The organism is Acinetobacter sp., assembly GCF_049284435.1.
Lineage (GTDB): Bacteria > Pseudomonadota > Gammaproteobacteria > Pseudomonadales > Moraxellaceae > Acinetobacter.
Genome location: NZ_JBAPXX010000021.1, coordinates 1 through 17,829 on the forward strand (window position 1 = coordinate 1; position 17,829 = coordinate 17,829).

Genomic DNA, 17,829 nt, shown 5'->3' on the forward strand with positions numbered 1-17,829 from the left:
GACTGGGGTTGAGTCTGTGGTGTATTTGGGTTTTGCGTCGCATTCGACTGACTTAAAGGCTGCTGCACGATAGGCGCTTGTTGTGAATTGCCACGCCAGACTTCTTTGGTCTGCTGGATTTTCTGACCGGTTTGCTGGGCTGCCTGAGTTGCACCCTGATCTACTTTTTGCAGTGTATCCGAGGTTGCAGATTTGGTATTACTCCAGGCACGGTCTACCCCTGGCTTGATTTTGGCAATGCCTTTTTCCGTTGCTTCACCGACTTTCTCGGCGGTATTAATCACGCCTTCCTGGGCTTTATAAGCAAAGACATGCAGCAGGTTCGGATTTTCACCATAAGGTTTAACCGGTTTAGCAGACTGAGTCGTAGTTTGTGCGAATGCTGGAACAGAAAGCATTAAAGCTGTCGTTAAAATAATGGGGGTTTTGATATTCATTATGGATCGACCTCGTATTCGTCTAAGTGCGGTCTGAGTTTGTTTTTCAGTGTAACGGATAATTGGTCAAAAACAATGAATATCCTGTGAAGAGTGCAGGGCTTTAAGGTGGATCTGTACCGGAATATTGTAATTTTTAAAGAACGGGCAGCAGATATCAGGAGAAGCCTTGGATTGATTTTTAGAAAAATAAAAGCCCTATTCTTAGACTAGAAACAGGGCGATCTTTTTAGTCACATTGTGTTAGGGCATCTTTGACGAAATGTTCGCGTAAGCTGACAAAGTTCTTTTGTACGCTTGCATCGTGCAGGTTAAATTTTTGTGCAGTGCTAGTACCGTCGCGCTGGAAAGTCGCTGAGCCGGCATCCATCAGGGTCATGCCTTTAAATGACCATTGTTCAATGACACGGTTATTGCCGATATCGCCGGTGAATTCAATCACGCATTTGTCGAGGAATTTGGTCAGTTTTGCCTTGTTATTGGTGGTGGCAGGTACAACCTCTAGGTTTTGGACTTCCTGTAAGACGCCAACCTGAAGCTGTGGGATTTTTGGTGCAGATGTACAAGCTGTAACTGCGATACTCGCAAGACCCGTCAAAATAAGAGCTTTAAATTTCATATGATTCTTTCTTGTTGAGTGTTGTTGGTTTGAGTATAGGGAATTGGAATTGGATTGGCTAGTTAGATATTAAGTGATAGGTCCAGAAGGTCCTATTCGATCTCGGCTGAGATAATATGCTCCTTTATAATTTAATAAGGTTAGTAAATATTTTCGTAATAGATCGCTAACATTTTTGCAGTCTTTTATTGCTTGCTCCATATAATTTTCATCTCCGAAAGGTAATAAAATACCTTCATGAATTATTTTGTTCCGTTTATTTAAGAAAGGAGATATTTCAGCCCGTTTAAATCTGGCGGATACAAACATTCTTTTAGTCATTTCTGTTGAACCGCACTTACTATATAACTTATGAATATATTTGGCGGTCATTTCATCAAAGCAATATTCTTCTTTATTTTTACAATAATAGTCCTGAGGAGGGTATAAAGGATGACTATACTTGCCATCTTTATATTTATAGCCTTGTTCTATTGCAAAAGAATTTTTTAAATTTTCTATCGCAATATAATGTGAAATTAGAGCTAACTCTAATGTTAAAGTGGAGCGATTGGCTTCACATAAATAACCAAATACTACTGTAAGCTGCCTAGAGGATTTGAATTTTTTAAAGGTTGGATAGGCTTGCTCAATAAAATTACGAATTTCTTTACCAGCATTTTTAATGATAGGAGCAAAAGGATTAAGAATATATGCTGAACAATTAGTCCAGTGTTCTTCTGAACCAAGTTTATAGCCACAACGTCGAACTGGGGCTTGTTGAGCAAAAGAAAGTAGTGAACAAAAATTATCAACGATATTTAAAAGTAGTTCAACTTTATCTGAACCAATATTTTCAACAGTAATTTTAGTGGTCATTAAACTTTGATTTATAAATTCACTCTGCTTTAGTTGAATATTAAGCTGCTTAAATTGAAACTTAAAACCTTCACATTCAATGATTGTTGTATCACGAATTTGCTGATTATTATGGTTGGAGAAGTTTTCACCTAACATGAATAAATTGATAAGAAAGACTTCTAAAATTTCCATATTTATTCTCATTAAAAAACCCCACTAATTTATAGCGGGGTTTTGTTTAAACTTCAAGCAATTAAAACTTAGTGCTGTAACACCGAAATATCAGCCACTTTCGTAAACAAGTCACGTAACTGAGCAAGCATACGTAAACGGTTTGCTTTCAGGTCAGCATCATCTGCCATGACCATTACACCGTCAAAGAATGCATCGACTGGCGCACGAAGTGCAGCAAGTGCAGAAAGGGCAGCCGTGTAGTCTTTTGCAGCAAATAATGGCTCAACCACAGGCGTAATTTTCGCAAGTTCAGCGAATAATGCTTTTTCAGCATCTTCAACCAGGTTTGCTTCAACCACTGAACCTTCAGGTGCAGCTTCTTTTGCAAGAATGTTGGCAACACGCTTGTTTGCAGCAGCCAACGCAGCAGCTTCAGGAAGATCACGGAAGTGATTGACCGCATTTACACGTTTGTCAAAATCAAGTGGTGATTTTGGCGACAACGCTTGAACCGCTTGAATCACATCAACCGCAACGCCTTGGTCTTCGTATTTCGCACGGTAACGACCTTCAAGGAATGCAACTGCATCTGCCAAAGTCTTGTCGTGATCTTTCAATACATCGCCATAAGCTGCTAAAGCAAGTTTGATTAGGTCTTCAATCGACACATCAAGCTCGTTTTCAGTTACTAGACGCAAGATACCAATCGCAGAACGACGCAGTGCGAACGGGTCTTTAGAACCTGTCGGTGCTTGACCGATCCCGAAAATACCCGTCAATGTATCTAAACGATCAGCAAGCGCAATCGTAGTACCTGTTTTGGTTTTTGGTAAAACGTCACCAGCGAATTTAGGCAGGTATTGCTCACCTAAAGATTCTGCCACTTCAGCATTTTCGCCTTCAAGACGTGCATAGTAAGTACCCGCGATGCCTTGAAGTTCTGGAAATTCACCCACAAGCTCAGAGGTTAAGTCACATTTTGCAAGAAGTGCCGCTTTTTCAGCATCTTCCGCTTTTGCACCAGTAATTGGAGCTAAAGCCACAGCCAGTTTTGCAATACGTTCAGACTTGTTCCACAGTGTGCCAAGTTCAGCCTGAAACACCATGTTTGCAAGCTTCTCTTTACGCGATGCAAGCGGTTGCTTTTGATCTTGTAGGAAGAAGAATTCAGCATCTGACAAACGTGGACGAACAACTTTCTCGTTACCTTCAATAATTTGTGTCGGGTCTTTCGACTCAATGTTTGACACAGTAATGAAGTACGGTTGAAGTTTATTGTCGCTGTTCACTAAGCAGAAGTACTTTTGGTTGTCCTGCATCGTGGTGATCAGTGCTTCTTGAGGAACAGCAAGGAAGCGTTCTTCAAAGCTTGCACGTAATGCAACAGGCCATTCAACCAATGCAGTCACTTCGTCACGAAGATCCGCAGGGACAATCGCAATCGCATTTACTTCATCAGCAAGCGCTTTGACTTGTTGGTCGATGATCGCTTGACGCTCTTCAAATGAAGCCACAACGTGCGCTGCTTTAAGCTTGCTTAAGTATTCGTCAGCATGGTTAAGTGTGATCGCTTCAGGTGCATGGAAACGGTGACCAAAAGTCACGTTACCGGCTTTGTGATCTTGAATTGTTGCATCAACTACGTCCTTGTCTTTCAACAACACAACCCATTTTACTGGACGTACGAATTCAGTACGGCTTGCCGCAGAACGCATACGTTTTGCAATTGGAAGGTTATCCAAGGCATTTTGTAAAATTTGTGGAAGTAAAACTTCAAGGCTTTGGCCTTTCACGTCTTTTAAGTAGCACACTTTTTCAACTTTACCGGCCTGGAAAGTAGAAACCTGATCCACAGTAATGCCTTGACCACGCATAAAGCCTTCAAGCGCTTTGGTTGGTTTACCTTCAGCATCATAAGCGGCTTGTACAGCAGGGCCATCAAAACGTTTTTGCGTGTCGGCTTGCGCAGCATCAACATTGACGATTTTAAGTGCAAGACGACGTGGTGCTGCATAAGCTTCGATAGCATCAAACGTTAAACCTGCATCTTTTAAGCCTTTAACCGTTTCAGCTTGTAGCGCATCACGTAATTTTTTTAAGCTTTTTGGTGGAAGTTCTTCACAACCCAATTCGAACAAAACGGTATGTTTAGACATTATTTGCTCTCCTTGTTTGCTTCTTTCGCTTCTGCTTCAACTTGCGCTTTTAACTGTGCTAACACTTCATCACGTAATGCTGGTTCAGCCATTGGGAAACCAAGTTCCGCACGTGCTGCTACATAACTTGTCGCAATAGAACGTGCCAAGGTACGTACACGTAGAATGTAACGCTGACGTTCAGTCACAGAAATCGCGCCACGCGCATCCAATAAGTTGAAGCTGTGTGATGCTTTCACGACTTGCTCATATGCAGGCAGTGGAAGTTTCGCTTCGATCAAACGCGTTGCTTCAGCTTCGTAGAAATCGAACAATTCAAACATTTTTTCAACGTTGGCATATTCGAAGTTATAGGTCGATTGTTCCACTTCATTTTGATGGAACACATCACCATAGGTTACCGTACCGAACTGACCTTTGGTCCAAACTAAGTCGTAAACAGAATCGACACCTTGCAAGTACATTGCAAGACGCTCAAGACCGTAAGTGATTTCACCAGTCACTGGGTAGCATTCAACACCACCGACTTGCTGGAAGTAAGTGAACTGCGTCACTTCCATACCATTCAGCCAAACTTCCCAACCTAAGCCCCAAGCGCCCAGTGTTGGAGATTCCCAGTTGTCTTCTACGAAACGGATATCATGTACCAGTGGGTCAATACCGATCGCTTTTAATGAGTCGAGGTAAAGCTGCTGGATATTGTCCGGGTTTGGCTTAAGCACCACCTGGAATTGATAGTAGTGTTGTAGACGGTTCGGGTTTTCACCATAACGGCCATCTTTCGGGCGGCGTGACGGTTGAACATAAGCGGCATTCCAGGTTTCAGGACCCAGTGCACGAAGGAAAGTCGCAGTGTGGAATGTCCCTGCACCCATTTCCATATCATAAGGTTGCAAAATGACGCAGCCTTGCTCCGCCCAGTAAGTTTGTAAGGCAAGAATTAAGCCTTGGAAGGTATCAATATGCGATATGGCGCGACTCATGGTCATCCACTTAAAATTAGAGAAAAATTGTGCTCAATTATAAGGACTTTGCAGGGGAGTGGCAAAGGGTTAATGTGAGGATGCTTTTTTGAAAAAAATAAAACAGGCTTAAAGGATACGCGGCATTTAGAAGCTTACTGTGATTTTAGCTGTACTGGTCGATACAGGCTGATCTGAAAATCAGGAATAAATCAGATGTATGGCGTGCTGTTAACCGGAGAGTCATAAAGTTCAACGGATCTCATACGATTGCGACCCTAAAATTAGTTTAATATTCACGCAATATAATAATGCTTAAAAATTAAGGAACTTCATGACCACTTACCAAATTCAATGCCATTTAAAATACAAGGTCGTGCAACCTACAGAATTTATTTTTATGCTTCAGGCGGCACATCATCCTGATCAGAATATTCTCGAAGAACAACTCAGCTTTAATCTGCCGGTGGCATGGCATAAATTTCAGGATGCCCAGCATCAAAATCGACATGTTCGGCTACAGGTCGAACCCTGTGACGCTTTTGAGCTGAATTATACGGCAACAGTGGTTCGTCAACCGAGCCTCTCTCTGGAACTTCAGCAAGGTCTGAAAGAAGTGGCCATTCCTGAGCTGCCCGATGAAGTATTGCCTTATTTGCTGGCCAGCCGTTATTGCAATTCGGATTTATTACTGGAAATGGCAAAACGCTCATTTGGCTGGATGACACCGGGTTATACTCGGGTTAAAGCCATTGAACAGTGGATTTATAACAATATTTTTTATGTGTCTGGCAGTTCCGACCAATTTACCACTGCCACAGATGTACTGGTGCATCGCGCAGGCGTATGCCGTGACTTTGCCCATTTAGGCATTGCGCTGTGTCGTGCCCTAGGAATTCCGGCACGCATGGTGGTCGGTTATGTGGAAATTGAAAAGTTTCTACCCGATTTTCATGCCATTTTCGAAGCCTATTTAGACGGTGGATGGGTGCAGTTTGATCCAACCCGTTTGGCCCCGGTCGAAAATCTTATTCGGATCGGCACTGGAGTCGATGCCGGAGATGTGGCATTTTCAACCTATTATGGTGAGGTCGAGCTGTTAAAAATCCAGCCACTGATTCAACCTGAATGAATGGGTAGGCCGTGATAAAAACGATCTAAAAGATATCTAAGCAAAATGGTTGAAAAGGATTTTTTTCCATTTCAGAGGTAGGCGGAGATAGCACAGCCCTTATAAAAAATTTGGTTGAGTATTGTTAAGCTAAGCGAAATATTGTTTTAAAAAGCCTGCATTCGCGAATGATGAAAAGATGTAAAACACAGATGCCTTTCATCTGGCTTGGTTCTATAATGCCCAAAATCTATAAATAATCAGATCAGGCGCACTGTGTTTCATTCCCATCTCGACTGGCTCAATACCTTAAAACCCAATTTCAAAGTTCTTCCACTCAAAGATCGCCTGCTCTGCGGAGTTGGAGCACTATTGGGTTTGGTGGTTTCCTCCTTGCTGAGTTTATGGATTCTGGGCGATTTTGAAGCTTGGTATATCGCACCGATGGGCGCATCCTCGGTATTGCTGTTTGCAGTGCCAGCCAGTCCTCTGGCACAGCCCTGGAATATTCTGGTCGGGAATACCATTGCTGCGGTGATTGGCGTGAGCTGTGCCTTGTTGATTGCCAGTCCGACTGAGGCTTTTAGTGTAGCCGTGGCTTTGGCGATTGTCCTGATGATGACCACAGATTCCCTGCATCCACCGAGTGGCGCCGTGGCCATTACCGCAGTGCTGGGTGGCCAGCCGGTGCATGAACTGGGTTATGCCTTTGTATTTTATCCGGTGCTGCTCAATTCAATTCTGCTCATGGTGATTGCCATTGTCTTTAACCGGATGATTGGCAAGGATTATCCGCAGCAAGCCCAGTTAAATGCTCGTTCCAAGGATCCGACGCCGACCCAGAAAGTGACCATTCAACCGCAGGATATTCAGGAAGTGCTGGACCAGCGCACCGAGCTGCTGGATATTAGTGAATATGACCTGCAAAAAATCATTCTGGAGGCACAAAACCGCGCCAATGCGCGTGCGGTGCATGAATTTAGCTGCCAGGATATTATGACGAAGGATGTGGCAACCCTGCATGAAAATGATGATATCCAGCATGCACTGGACAAGTTCAAGCAGATGAACCTGATGAGCCTGCCCGTCGTTAATGCAGATGAACAACTGGTCGGTACGCTGGCAATGTATCAGGTGGTGGAATGGTTCAAGCGCGCTACCGATGTGCGCAGCAGCTGGGAGCATCAGGTCAAACATATCATGACCCGCAAGGTAATCACGGTACAGCCTTTACAGCCGATTCAGGATCTGGTGCCGTACTTTGTCGAGCGTTCCTTCAACTATATTCCGGTGGTGAGTGAGCAGAAATTGGTGGGAATTATCAGTCGGGCAGACATGATTGCTGCACTCGATCAGGAGCTAAATCATTTTAAAATGAAAGCTTAAAACCGGATTAAAATGGAATATAAGCGACCATGCCTGATCAGGTCTGGTCAGCTTGCCAACTGAGAAAACTGTAAAACAGTGCCATCGGCAGGGAAAAACACAGCAGAAACAAAAAATGGGAACTAAAATCTTCGCTTGGAGGATGCGAGATATAAGCCAGAATCAGGGTTCCCAGTACGCAGCTCATTAAAATCGTGAGGAGATTAAACAGCTGATAATGGCGTGGCAGCAGGTGAGTCACTAATAGAAAAGGAAAGACCATCACCCAGTAAGTCAGGCAGATAAAGAAGCTAATAAAAAGCGCTGAAAACAGGCTCTTGAAAATGGAGAAAACCCCATAGCTGGCTTCATGAAATAGCGCATAAGGGAATAAAATTACAGCTATGATCAAAGGTGCAAGCGCGAGGTTAAATGTCATTTTCCAGAGAGAATTCTGGATCGTTCGGGATATCCACTTAAATATCTTAGCCATAACTGATTTAGCGCTTCTATGATTTTTAGACTATATGAAATTTATACTTTTTTATTTTTAGAGCATATGCTTTTATGATCAGCGACAGCTTAAAAATACGTTAAGTGAATGCTAAAAATATATTTAAGCAGATTTTTTTATATCAATCGCAGGATGCAGTTGATCTTGAATCAAGCTAAAAGACAAATAGAAAGGCTAAAGCTCAGTCATCATAAAAAATAGGCAAAAAAAGCCACGATAACTTGGGGAAATTACCGTGGCATCAAAATTTCATCCCATTTAACCGGGGTGAAAGAGGAAGCTCTGCGATGAAACTGGTCAAGAACTCTTGTTAAAAATGACTGTACAGCTTAATAGCATTTATCCTGATTCACTGTACGCACAGGATTTTGATAGCCCTGAGGTTGATGAACGCTGTCATGATCAATTCTGTACTGTTTTTTCGGCATGATTAACCACAACACCAGATAAACCAAAATACCCGGAAATGCGGCACTCATGATTGAAATCACCACAAAAATTAGACGTAATAAATTTGCGTTCCAACCAAAACGTTCAGCAATACCACCCATCACACCTGCAATCATGTTTGAGCGGTTAGAGCGATATAAACCAACATTGGCCATTAAAATCTCCTGATTAAAAATAAGTTTGAATCCTAAAACTAGATCCATACTTAAAGAAATGAAGTTTACTTAAACTTTTTAAAGTGCTGATTACAAATAAAATCGTTAAGTAATGTTAATAAAGATTAAAACCAGATCTAAGAGCTACTAACATAGTGAAAATTCTATTGAACTCTTGTGTAAAGTTCATCAGCTTTGCTGTGTGCTTTTTGCCCGCCATGTTTCCTATTTAGGTTTATTAAAAATGAAATTGGATGTATCACGTTGTACATTAAGCAGTTTTTTTAAATGTAGCCTGGTGCTGGGGAGTATGGTGATTTTGCAGGCCTGTGATCAGCAGCAAGTCAAACCTGAACAGGAAAGTCAGGCGACCTCAGAAGAGGGTGTTAAAATTTCCGCTGCCAATACGAAAGCTGATGTAGTGACCGTCAGTGCAAAATCCTTAACTCAGGTCGCAGGGCAGGCGACTCTTCCGGTAGAAGCTGATTTAAACCCTCCCACTGTACCAGAGGATGCTAAAGCGTTTATTGGCCGCTATCATACTGAAATTGACTGTGATGGCCGCTTTGCGCCCTGTACTGAAGGTAAGGCAGAATTTATTTTGACTTTACTACCCGACGGTACTGTGCATCGCAGCATTTTACAGTATGGGAAGGTATTTATTGATAATACCAAAAATAGCACGGCTCACAATATCACCTATCGTAAAGACCGCTGGTTTATCAATCCCGAGCGTACCGATATAGTAGTGAATCGTAAAGAAGGGGCGAGCTTTTACTATAAGATTAAAGATTCAAATCACTTAGTCATGAATCTGGAAAAAATCTATAGTGAAAAGGAAAGAACCAACCGGGAATTATTTGATCGCGGCTATCCGGCACCTCCAAAAGCCTATGAACTGGTCAAAGACACATCCTTTCATATTCAAGAATAATACTCGATAAAAATCGGCTGATCTGGTCGAAAGCTTAACTCACATACTATTTAGATTAGACAATAAAGGCGAGTTGTGGGAACGCGTAAGCATAAAATCTAGGCGTAGAAATACACGACCAAAACATCGCAATTTAATTAAAATATAATGAGGGGAATCAGAGAAACATTCTAAGGAAATAATGGTGGGTCGTCCGCGATTCGAACGCGGGACCAACGGATTAAAAGTCCGCTGCTCTACCAGCTGAGCTAACGACCCTGAGGAATAAAAATGATGATGACCATTTTTATGACGCAAGAGTGTGGTGTACTTTTACGTGATCCTTTCGGAAGATGGTGGGTCGTCCGCGATTCGAACGCGGGACCAACGGATTAAAAGTCCGCTGCTCTACCAGCTGAGCTAACGACCCATCAAGAAATATCAAATAAGTGGTGGGTCGTCCGCGATTCGAACGCGGGACCAACGGATTAAAAGTCCGCTGCTCTACCAGCTGAGCTAACGACCCTGAACCATCATTCAAACCAGGTTTGAATGTGCAGTGCAAGTCAAGCTAAATAGCTTAAAGCACCACTTTGTTTGATGGAGCGTATTGTAGCAAGATCTCATTTCAGCGCAAGCAAAAAATAACAAAGTTGCCCATGTTTGATTATAAATACAACAATTATGCTTTATCTAAACAAAAAATAGGCAACTTCAGTACTTAGAAGCGATATTGATAGGCCTGGATATTGGCAAAAATCTCTGCGGTGAGCTCAGAATACGCCGTTGCACCTGACAATAACACCAGCAGGCGTTCATCGGTTTTACTCGGATCAAATGCTTGCTCTTTCAATTTATTTTTCTGATATTTAAAGGTACCTGTAGTTTCAACCTGCTGTTGTACGCGTAAAAATACCGGTACCGCATAAGCCGGCAAGCATTTTTTAAAGCAAGCGGCCATGGCTGCTAAATCTGCATCATCCAATTTTACATCGGGTTTCAGGGTAATCGCAGCCATACCGGCACGACCATTGGTATTGGGAATTTCCACGCCATATACCACCGCTTCAACGATTTTGTCATACTCGGTCAGCATATTTTCCACTTCAGTCGTTGAAACATTTTCACCTTTCCAGCGGAAAGTATCACCCAGACGATCGACAAACTGGGCATGACGGAAGCCGATATTGCGTACCAGATCTCCGGTATTGAAGTAAGCATCACCTTTGGTAAATACATCCTGCATAATGACTGACTTGTTTTTTTCCGGGTCGGTATAACCATCAAAAGGTGAACGACGGGTAATTTTACCAATCAGTAAACCAGTCTCGCCTTTTTTCACCCGTTTGCAGCGACCTTTAGTATCCCGTACCGGCTCATTTTTATCTTTATCAAAGGCAATAATGGCATAGGGTGTTGGCGAGAAACCAACGGTATTGTCAAAATTAAAAATATTGCTAAAACCGACATTGCCTTCACTAGAGGCATATAGTTCCAGCACTTCCTGAATGCCAAAACGGGATTTAAATTTATCCCAGATATTCGGGCGCATCCCGTTACCAATCATTTTGGTTACGCGATGGCCTTTTTCCAGTTCAGATGGGGGAGCATCCATCAGATAGCGGCACAGCTCACCGACATAACCAATCGCAGAGGCATCAAATTTTTGCACATCCTTCCAGAAAGAGGAGGTCGAAAATTTACGGCGAATGGCCAGGGTACTGCTCCCTGCAATGACACCGCACCAGCACACCACCATGCCTGTGGCGTGATAAAGCGGCAGGGTACAGTACATCACATCATCTTTATTGAGATTCAGCACATGCCCATAGGTGCCATAAGCCAGCGTCCAGCGGCCATTGGTAAAGATCACCGCTTTAGGTAGGCCCGTGGTGCCCGAGGTATAAATATAGAACAGCCCGTCTTTGCCCTGCACCGAATGGGTGGTTGATGGATTGAATTTAGGGGAAAGATCGGTCTTTTCAGCCAGGTTGATAAAGCCTTCAGGCGCCTGACCCGGATCGGCTTGAGTATTCTGATCTGCAAACCAGTGCAAGCGGTCACTGCTAATATTCAGGTCATTACGAATCTCGTTAACTGCATGACGACACTCCTCACCAACAATCAGGGCAATCGGTTTGACCAGATTGATACTATGCGTTAGTACCTTGCCTACTTGAGAGGTATTCACCAAAGCGGTCGTCACACCCAGTTTGGCCAGACCAATCACACTGGCAATCAGTTCAGGACGATTCTCGACCATGACAGCAACAACATCACCTTTCTTGGCGCCCAAGGACAGATAGAAATGGGCAATCTGGTTGGCCCAGGCATTGAGAGCGGCATAGCTATAGCTTTGTTCTTCAAAACGCAAGGCAATACCTTCCGGATTATGCTTGGTCGCTTTTTCAAAAGCCAGACCCAGGCCGGCTGGTGTGTTCGGAGTACGTAAATATGCCTGTCTTAGACCAGTGAGCAAGTTGGGCACTTTGGTCAAGAAAGCCGGGATTTTGGCAGTGACATCTGCAATACCAATAAGATCGTGTGGTTTCATTTGGGTCATGAGAATCCTATTTATTTTTCGTATCCGATACGTTCAATTTATATACAGTAGATGAGCTATCCATCTTTTAGCGTTAAAACACTAGTGCAATCAACCTATTCTGACTAAATCTAGCAAAAAAAACCTAGTCACCGAAATGACTAGGTTTTTTTAGATGACTGCAATTGAGCAAATTATGATTCAGTTGCAGTATTGGCTTTTTTCGGTGGACGACCACGTGGACGACGTGGACGAGCAGCTTGTTTCTCCGCTTTTTCAGCTTCGCTGGCTTCAGTGTCCTCTGTCGTTACTTCGGCCTGATTCTGGGTTTCTGTAACAGGAGCTTCTGATTCAGCATTTGCTTCAACTGGCGCAGCATCTTCAGGTTGAGCTTCAGTGATTGGAGTCTCTTCTGCAGGAGCTGCATTTACTGGCGCCGTAGTTTCAGTCGCTTGTTCAGCTGGTTGAGCATTTACGGTTTCTTCAATAGCTACTGGAGTTTCAGTTGCCGCTGCTTCAGCAGACTCTGCTTGCGCTTCTGCTGCTACAGGTACTTCTGGCGCAGTTTCAACTGCCGGAGCTGTTTCTACTTTAGCCTGTTGCTTGGCTTGTTGTAGGGCCTGTTCTGCAGCCTGTTTAGCCAGACGGCGACGCTCACGTGGATCGTTTGCGACACGTTTGTCCGACACCGGTTTTGGTGGAGTCAGGTCCAGAACTGGAGCAGGCTCTGCTTCAACCTTGGCTACGGTCACTTGAACATCACGGGTGACCGGTTTTTTCTCTGCGGCAGGCGATGCTGCAGCCACGAGACTCGCGTTGTACTCTTTTGTGAACTTATCTAGAGCACGGTTGAAAGTTGGTAATAAACCAAACTGTTCGATCAGCACGGAGCAGTCTTCACCATAAACATGGCGAATCAGGCTACCAATGGTGAACTGACCCAAAGTCGGCACTTGTGACGGAGTCAACTGCTGAACTGTAGCCTGTTGAGGCTGTCCTTCACGCTGCTGACGACGACGCTGACGCGGATCGTTGCTGGCACGTGGTTTTTCAGCACTTGAGTCTTCAGCTGGCACAACTTCTTCAGCAGGTGCTGTTAATGCAGCTTCTACTACATTTTCAGCCGCAGCCTCTTCAACTGGCGCATCTGCCGGTGCAGTAACTTCAACCGCTGGCGTTACAACTGTAGCGTTGTCATTCAAGGCCACGATTTCGCTTTTCGCCTGGTCAATATTCACGACCATAGCTGTTGGCATCAAGTCTTGACGGGGTGCATCAATCAATTCAACACGAAGCTGCTTGTCATTGACTGCTGGAGCTTCAACGACTGCAGGTGCTGCTTGCGGAGCCTGCTCATTCAGCACGCTTGGATCGCGGTGGCGATTTGGACGTTCCTGACGTGGCTGGTTGCGGCGGTCACGACGTGGCATTGCCTGTTGTGGCTGTTGTTCATTGTTTTGAACATCATTTTGCTGAGATGGCTCGTTGTGATGCTGACGGCGAGAATTACGCTTGTTTTCACGTGCTTCATGACGTTGCTCTTGACGAGATACCTGAGCCACTTCTTCATGCACCTGATGTTGCTGAGGAGCGGAAACTTCAGACTGAACCTGCTCACGCGGTTCTTTGTGCTTCGGATTGCGTGGTTTTTTGTTGTTATGACGCGGCGCTCTTTCATCACGCTCTGCCGGTTTTTCAGCATCACGTTCCTGTTTTTGCGCTACAGTCGATGGTGCCAGGTAAGCATTGCTGCTTGCCGGAGCAACCGGTTGAGACACTTGCTGTGGAGCAGGTTGTGCCACCGGTGCAGACAATTGACCGAACTGACCACGGCTCACCGCACCGCCATTGATCATTTGTTCAATCGCTGCAGCTGCATTGTTGGCAGTACGCGATTGATCAACAGTCGCTGCCTGTTTTTGAACAAACAGGTTTTCTAACCATGCGCATGGGCTAGATGCAGGAGCAGCAACTTGTGCTTGGGCAGGGGCTTGTTGCGCAACAGGTGCTTGCTGTGCATTTTGGTTTTGCTGGTTACGGCGTTTATTGTTTCTGCCGTTGTTTTGCTGTTGAGCAGGCGCTGGTGCAGCAGCATGCGTATGTTGTTCTTCTTCTAAATGCCATTCAGATGACTCATAGCCCAACTCTTTTTCACTTGAACGTGTTGCTTCAGTACGTTCATAGCTGGTTGGTGCAAAGCCTTCGGCATTATAAGTAATTTCATAATGCGGTGTTTCTAGATGCGGGTGAGGCAACACAGTCACACGTACATTTGAAGTCTGTTCTAAATACACCAAGGTGTGGCGTTTTTCATTTAATAAGAAGGCAGCAATTTCCACTGGAACTTCGACTTGAACTTCACCATGACGTTCGCGCAGGGCAATCTCTTCCACTTTACGCATAATCGAAAGTGATAAAGAACGAAGATCACGAACCATGCCGGTACCATGACAACGTGGGCAAACATAGCCAGTCGCTTCTTCAAGAGAAGGACGCAGACGTTGACGGCTCATTTCCATCAAACCAAAACGTGACAATTGACCGAACTGAATACGGGCACGGTCACTTTGCGTCGCTTCACGTAGCTTCGCTTCCACCATACGCTGGTTGCGGTCTTTGGTCATGTCAATGAAATCGATCACCACCAGGCCACCGATATCACGTAAACGCAATTGACGCGCGATTTCTTCTGCCGCTTCAATATTGGTGTTTAATGCGGTGTCTTCAACGTCGCTACCGCGAGTTGATTTTGCTGAGTTAATGTCAATTGATACTAAAGCTTCAGTTTGATCGATCACGATCGAACCGCCAGAAGGCAATTTTACTTCACGTTCATAAGCGGTTTGAATTTGACTTTCAATCGCGAAATGCGCGAATAAAGGTTCATTTAAGGTATAGGTTTTCAGTTTTTCTAACTGACGTGGCATTACCGCTTTTACGAAATTATAGGCTTCGTTATAGGCTTGTTCTGAGTCAATCAGGATTTCAGCAACATCATCACGCAGGTAGTCACGAATGGCACGTGTCACCACGCCCGCTTCCTGATGTACCAACATTGGCGATGGACCTGAACTTGCCGTGCTCTGGATTTGTGCCCAAAGGTCGAGCAAGTGTTGTAAGTCGAGTTGCAGTTCTTCTTGTGAACGACCGATACCGGCAGTACGCACAATCACGCTCATACCACGTGGCACGTTCAGTGTTGCCAGCATTTCTTTCAGTTCTTCACGTACTGAACCAGAAATCTGACGGCTGATACCGCCACCTTTCGGGTTATTTGGCATTAGAACCAGGTAACGGCCAGCCAGTGAAATAAAGGTAGAAAGGGCAGCGCCTTTGTTGCCACGTTCTTCTTTTTCCACCTGAACCAGAAGCTCAGTGCCTTCAGTAATCAGTTCACGGATATTTGAAGTCTGGCGCGGATCGGCCTTGTAGTATGAGTTTGCGATTTCACGCATTGACAGGAAGCCTTGACGACCTGCACCGTATTCAACGAACACAGCTTCTAGAGAAGGTTCAACGCGAGTCACGTGACCTTTATAGATATTAGATTTTTTTTGTTCACGGGTACGATTTTCTAAATCAAAATCGTAAAGACGCTGACCAGTGACAAGTGCAACGCGAATCTCTTCGGCATGTGTTGCATTAATCAACATACGTTTCATGGGTGTAACACCTTATAGTGATACACAGCAAAAAATCGCTATACACGTAGCGAACATCACACATCACGGATCAATGGCTCAAATCTGCAATGAATTTCATTGTGGTTTGAGTCTTTTATGACCGAGCTCTATTGAATATAGATGGGCTTCGGTTTTTGATTCACGTATTGATGATGGCAATACGGCTTCAATCTTTAAACGGATTAAAGTCACCTGAACGCTTCACTGGCGGACGAGCGGTGCATTGGATGTGTGTAACTTTCACTGTCACATTGCTCGAAGATCATCCCTTCTTATAGAAAGTGTCTTGATACGGAATTGTCGTCGTATCTTTACAAACTGTGCAGATCCAATGCATCAACGCTGTAGCCTGAAGTCGTCTTCAGGTTGCGACTAATCTGATGTGTATCAGTTTACGTTTAAAAACCAACAAAGTTGGCGACATATTTTTTAAGACAAACTGATTTATGTACCTGAGGTACAATTAAACGCAACAGTTTGCTTTGTTTGCCGATATAATAAGCCTTCGGCGTGGCATAATTCTTTGGGGACCTTCCCGTATCATGTGAGTCTTTAATTGAACAATCAAGTTCAGAAAAATCTGAAATGATTCAACTTTTACTCACAAACGATGGTTTCCATGCGCTGACTATATCAAACCTTGCATCATCTGCCTATGGGCTAAGCTTATGTTTCTTGTGTAAAGCATAACCTAAGTGATCAGTTTTTAATCAATTTTAGTATTTTTTGGGTCATAGTAACTGTATGAATTCTACGCAACAATGGCAAAACGTCACTTGGTTTGAAGTGGATGAACATCAAGATGGACAACGCATCGATAATTTCCTGTTTAGTCGTCTGAAAGGTGTGCCAAAAAGCCGTATCTATCGTCTGATTCGTGAAGGCCAGGTTCGCGTCAATAAAAAACGCATTAAAGCAGAAACCAAACTCGCAATCGGTGACCAGATTCGCGTTGCGCCGATTCGCTATGAACAAAAAGATGAATCTGCTGCACCTGTTTCCGACAAAGTGGCACAAGGCTTATTGGCCCGTGTGATTTATGAAGATGAAGGTCTGATGGTCGTCAACAAACCATCGGGAATTGCCGTACATGGCGGTAGCGGTGTGGCCTATGGCCTGATTGAAGGCTTACGTGCAGCGACCGGTAAAAAGTATCTGGAATTGATTCACCGTATTGACCGTGATACTTCCGGTCTGGTGATGATTTCCAAAAAGCGTAGCGTGCTGAAAACATTACAAGATATGTTGCGTGAACATAAAATCAAAAAAACCTATGCTGCTGTGGTAAAAGGGCAGGTCAGTCTAGATAAACAGCTGATTGATGCGCCTTTACATCGTTATGAGCTGGCCAATGGCGAACGTCGTGTCTGTGTGTCGCCTAAAGAAGGAAAAGAGTCTAAAACCCAGTGGAACGTGCAAGAACGTTTTATGCATGCCACGCTGGTTTATGCATCTCCGCTTTCTGGTCGTACCCATCAGATTCGCGTACATGGTTTGAGTATTGGTCATCCGCTAGTAGGCGATGAAAAGTATGGGCATGAAACGGAATATCGTGGGCCAAAACCACGCCGTTTGTGTCTGCATGCCATGCGTCTGGACATTCCGGGATATCCAGCGATTGAAGCGCCATTGCCGGAAGATATGCAGAGTCTGGTGGCACAGTTAAGAGCGCAGAAGGCGGATAAGCCGGCTGCTCAGTAAGGACTTATTTTTTTCTTTTAATAAATTCAATCCACCCTAACCCTCCTTTGAAAAAGGAGGGAATTCCCCTCTTTCTTAAAGCATAGGTATCTACACAATTTCCGAGCTTTGCGTTAAATTGAAGAGCATGCTCTTCAATTTAACATCTCTGGTCTGGATCAGCGTCTTGTCAAACGCTATAACGGCCTTGTAAAACTCAATATGAAC

The 17,829-nt window shown here is 44.1% G+C and carries 13 protein-coding genes and 3 tRNA genes; 4 read left to right on the forward strand and 12 right to left on the reverse strand.

What is annotated here, in order from left to right; translation table 11 throughout:
- The 5 genes from WAK81_RS01660 to glyQ all read right to left on the reverse strand — a co-directional run.
- A partial coding sequence (locus WAK81_RS01660) for a hypothetical protein (RefSeq protein WP_422195422.1) occupies positions 1-437 on the reverse strand: 437 nt, incomplete at its 3' end.
- A gap of 229 nt (positions 438-666) precedes the next feature.
- A complete protein-coding gene (locus tag WAK81_RS01665; protein WP_422195423.1) occupies positions 667-1,056 on the reverse strand; it encodes a hypothetical protein in 390 nt (129 codons plus the stop codon).
- A 69-nt stretch (positions 1,057-1,125) separates the two neighbouring features.
- The gene (locus WAK81_RS01670; protein WP_422195424.1) at positions 1,126-2,088 is read right to left on the reverse strand and encodes a hypothetical protein; all 963 of its coding nucleotides are present in this window, start codon (positions 2,086-2,088) and stop codon (positions 1,126-1,128) included.
- A 68-nt stretch (positions 2,089-2,156) separates the two neighbouring features.
- Positions 2,157-4,226: a glycine--tRNA ligase subunit beta gene (glyS, locus tag WAK81_RS01675; RefSeq protein ID WP_422195425.1), complete on the reverse strand. Its 2,070-nt coding sequence runs from the start codon at positions 4,224-4,226 to the stop codon at positions 2,157-2,159.
- Entirely contained in the window at positions 4,226-5,209 is a 984-nt protein-coding gene (gene glyQ, locus WAK81_RS01680) for a glycine--tRNA ligase subunit alpha (RefSeq protein WP_004278542.1), read from the reverse strand. Before glyQ ends, glyS begins: the two co-directional genes overlap by 1 nt.
- A gap of 313 nt (positions 5,210-5,522) precedes the next feature.
- Between glyQ and WAK81_RS01685 the strand changes: the two genes are divergently transcribed.
- Both WAK81_RS01685 and WAK81_RS01690 read left to right on the forward strand, forming a co-directional pair.
- Positions 5,523-6,320 (forward strand): transglutaminase-like domain-containing protein, encoded by a 798-nt coding sequence (locus WAK81_RS01685; RefSeq protein WP_422195426.1) that lies wholly within the window; start codon positions 5,523-5,525, stop codon positions 6,318-6,320.
- 255 nt (positions 6,321-6,575) lie between these two features.
- On the forward strand, positions 6,576-7,685 hold the full coding sequence (locus WAK81_RS01690; protein WP_422195427.1) for an HPP family protein: 1,110 nt from the start codon (positions 6,576-6,578) through the stop codon (positions 7,683-7,685).
- Positions 7,686-7,722: 37 nt separating this feature from the next.
- On the opposite strand, the gene WAK81_RS01695 is transcribed toward WAK81_RS01690, so the two are convergent.
- The gene (locus WAK81_RS01695) at positions 7,723-8,103 is read right to left on the reverse strand and encodes a hypothetical protein (RefSeq protein ID WP_422195428.1); all 381 of its coding nucleotides are present in this window, start codon (positions 8,101-8,103) and stop codon (positions 7,723-7,725) included.
- Positions 8,104-8,507: 404 nt separating this feature from the next.
- The gene (locus WAK81_RS01700) at positions 8,508-8,783 is read right to left on the reverse strand and encodes a PspC domain-containing protein (protein ID WP_422195429.1); all 276 of its coding nucleotides are present in this window, start codon (positions 8,781-8,783) and stop codon (positions 8,508-8,510) included.
- A gap of 244 nt (positions 8,784-9,027) precedes the next feature.
- Between WAK81_RS01700 and WAK81_RS01705 the strand changes: the two genes are divergently transcribed.
- The gene (locus WAK81_RS01705) at positions 9,028-9,717 is read left to right on the forward strand and encodes a hypothetical protein (protein ID WP_422195430.1); all 690 of its coding nucleotides are present in this window, start codon (positions 9,028-9,030) and stop codon (positions 9,715-9,717) included.
- Positions 9,718-9,899: 182 nt separating this feature from the next.
- Here WAK81_RS01705 and WAK81_RS01710 read toward each other — a convergent pair.
- The 5 genes from WAK81_RS01710 to WAK81_RS01730 all read right to left on the reverse strand — a co-directional run bounded on the left by WAK81_RS01710 (position 9,900) and on the right by WAK81_RS01730 (position 15,900).
- A tRNA-Lys gene (locus WAK81_RS01710) sits at positions 9,900-9,975 on the reverse strand.
- 75 nt (positions 9,976-10,050) lie between these two features.
- A tRNA-Lys gene (locus WAK81_RS01715) sits at positions 10,051-10,126 on the reverse strand.
- A 20-nt stretch (positions 10,127-10,146) separates the two neighbouring features.
- Positions 10,147-10,222, reverse strand: a tRNA-Lys gene (locus WAK81_RS01720).
- Between the two features lie 195 nt (positions 10,223-10,417).
- Positions 10,418-12,250, reverse strand: a complete 1,833-nt coding sequence (locus tag WAK81_RS01725) for a long-chain-acyl-CoA synthetase (RefSeq protein WP_422195432.1) — start codon at positions 12,248-12,250, stop codon at positions 10,418-10,420.
- Between the two features lie 182 nt (positions 12,251-12,432).
- Positions 12,433-15,900, reverse strand: coding sequence for an Rne/Rng family ribonuclease (locus tag WAK81_RS01730; protein WP_422195431.1), 3,468 nt, complete (start codon positions 15,898-15,900; stop codon positions 12,433-12,435).
- 765 nt (positions 15,901-16,665) lie between these two features.
- On the opposite strand from WAK81_RS01730, the gene WAK81_RS01735 reads away from it, so the two are divergent.
- Positions 16,666-17,622, forward strand: a complete 957-nt coding sequence (locus tag WAK81_RS01735) for an RluA family pseudouridine synthase (protein WP_004278531.1) — start codon at positions 16,666-16,668, stop codon at positions 17,620-17,622.
- The last annotated feature ends 207 nt before the right edge of the window (positions 17,623-17,829 follow it).